The following is a 293-nucleotide window of genomic DNA, read 5'->3' as shown; positions in this document are numbered from 1 at the left end:
ATGGTCTCAATGTGGTCCTCCATCAGGATGATTCAGATCCTATTGTGTCCGTAGCTATTCAATACGGGGTGGGATCCAATAGAGAGAAAAAAGGACGCACCGGTTTTGCTCACCTTTTCGAACACATGTTGTTCCAGGAGTCGGAAAATGTGGAACAAGACCAGTTTTTCAAGAAGATCCAGGATGTGGGAGGAACCTTAAATGGAGGAACCTGGGTTGACGGCACCATTTATTATGAAGTAGTTCCTAAAAATGCCCTTGAAATGGTGATGTGGCTGGAGTCTGACCGGATG

The 293-nt window shown here is 45.7% G+C and carries 1 protein-coding gene; it reads left to right on the top strand.

All coding sequences use genetic code 11. The features are described 5' to 3' along the window. A partial coding sequence (locus tag HC175_RS23020; RefSeq protein ID WP_168140080.1) for a M16 family metallopeptidase occupies nt 1-293 on the top strand: 293 nt, incomplete at both ends.

It is taken from the genome of Salinimicrobium oceani (assembly GCF_012037645.1).
This window is presented reverse-complemented; position numbering and strand designations above follow the sequence as displayed.